At 44.2% G+C, this 1,922-nt stretch carries 2 protein-coding genes and 1 pseudogene; 1 reads left to right on the top strand and 2 read right to left on the bottom strand.

The genetic code is table 11. The features are described from left to right. Nucleotides 1-81 precede the first annotated feature (81 nt). The gene (locus A1232T_RS12945) at nucleotides 82-444 is read right to left on the bottom strand and encodes a hypothetical protein (RefSeq protein ID WP_077449780.1); all 363 of its coding nucleotides are present in this window, start codon (nucleotides 442-444) and stop codon (nucleotides 82-84) included. Between the two features lie 130 nt (nucleotides 445-574). Here A1232T_RS12945 and mutY point away from each other — a divergent pair, with 130 nt between their 5' ends. Continuing rightward, a complete protein-coding gene (gene mutY, locus A1232T_RS12940) occupies nucleotides 575-1,807 on the top strand; it encodes an A/G-specific adenine glycosylase (RefSeq protein ID WP_095532783.1) in 1,233 nt (410 codons plus the stop codon). A 13-nt stretch (nucleotides 1,808-1,820) separates the two neighbouring features. Here mutY and A1232T_RS14470 read toward each other — a convergent pair. After that, nucleotides 1,821-1,922: pseudogene (locus tag A1232T_RS14470) on the bottom strand (RNA-guided endonuclease TnpB family protein); the annotation flags it as partial.

The following is a 1,922-nucleotide window of genomic DNA, read 5'->3' as shown; positions in this document are numbered from 1 at the left end:
ATAGCTTGTTTTCTCTCTTTACTGTATCTGGACATCTTTGTTCCTTGTTACCCCCTTTTACTTGATTGTTAGGGGTGACAACTATCCTGACACAGGGGGCTCTCCCCCATCACCATCTCCACAGCTTCCAATAGCTGCTTCGCAATATTTTTTAAAATCTACAAGTGCCTTTTGTAGTTTTTTGAATACCATAATTTTTTCGTCAAAAAGAATATCATTTTTTCGAGAAAGTAACGCAAGCTCAACTTTCAACCTCTCAATTTCGGCTACATACTCACTTTTTGTACTTTCAACCTTTCTGGTAATTACCTCAATATCTTCTTTGGTCGCCAAATTCTTACCTTTTTCAGTAGAGTATGCGACTAAATGTTTTCGGAACAAGAAAAAACAGCATATGAGTATTAAAGTAATTAATTGTAAAATGATGCTCCAATCTAAATTCATTCCCAGTCCTTTAATCCCACAAAAATCAATGATAACTTATTCATATCAACAGACGTATTAGATATTGAAGAAAAATATTGTTAAAGCCCCCATATAAGACATTCTCCTCACAAATATAATGCCTTACGTTATGACACAGCCAACCGTTAACTTAAACACAAAACTCTTCAACCACACCGAAACCGAGCTAAACGATTTCGCCCCGCGTATTCTTAATTGGTTCGATAGCCACGGCCGTCATGATTTGCCTTGGCAGCAGCACAAGACCGATACCCCAAACCCTTATATCGTTTGGCTATCTGAAGTCATGCTACAGCAAACCCAAGTCACCACGGTTATCCCCTATTTTCAGCGTTTTATGAGCTCATTTCCAAGCGTACAAGATTTGGCCAATGCTGATTGGGATATGGTGGCTGAACATTGGGCAGGTTTGGGTTATTATGCGCGCGCCCGTAACTTGCACAAAGGCGCCAAACAACTGGTTGAGATTATTAATGAGACCGGCGACTTCCCGCAAACTGTCGAAGGTTGGGAGGCCATCTCAGGAGTAGGCCAATCTACCGCCGGCGCCATCGTCGCTATGGGACTGCACGGCTACGGGGTAATTTGTGATGGTAACGTCAAACGAGTGATTACCCGCTGGGCCGGCATTGACGGTGATATCACCAAGTCTGCCACCAATAAACAGCTGTGGGCCTTAGCTGAGCGTTTGACCCCCATTGAGGACAGTGGACACTTTGCCCAAGCCATGATGGATATGGGCGCCACCTTATGTACCCGCCGCAATCCAAACTGTGAGGCTTGCCCAATCAGCAAAGACTGTGTCGCTCATGCTCAAGGCAGGGAAATGGATTACCCGTTTAAAGCCAAAAAGAAGCCCAAACCCAGCAAATTTAGTAACGCTTTGGTGCTTCTCAATAGCAAAAATGAAATCCTGTGGTTACAGCGTCCCGACAGTGGTATTTGGGGCGGGCTTTGGGTATTACCCTTACAGTTCGAGAAAAAGATACTGGGAAAAAAAGTGCTCTCTACCTCAGAAGAAGATTCGGTTTTTGAATCAGAAAACACCCTTGCCGAGCAAATTGTTGATAAGTGGATCAATGATAATGAGCTACAAGCTTTATCGGTCAATGATGGCCTACTCGAGTCGGCCCCTATCAAACATACCTTGACCCATTTTCATTGGTATCTGCAGCCCCAGAAGTTGGTTTTAGAGGATCAGCAATCCCAGCAAATCACTGAGCTGCTAAAGCAAACAGAAATTAGCTTAGCTTGGCTTTCTGCAAATGAGGCAAAACAAACGCTCGGCCTACCTAAAGCCATGCTTAAGGTTTTAGAAACCCCTGAGCTGTGTGTAATTTGACTTCCTCCCCTCGCTAAACCGAGGGGATTCCTACAGCTAGACGGTCAAGCCCGACCGCAAGGATGTTCTTAGCAGCATTGATATCTCTATCATGCCATGTGCCACACTCAGCACA

Source organism: Psychrobacter pasteurii, assembly GCF_900162815.1.
Lineage (GTDB): Bacteria > Pseudomonadota > Gammaproteobacteria > Pseudomonadales > Moraxellaceae > Psychrobacter > Psychrobacter pasteurii.
Note: the sequence above shows the minus strand (reverse complement) of the source record. Positions and strands in the feature narration are given on the sequence as shown.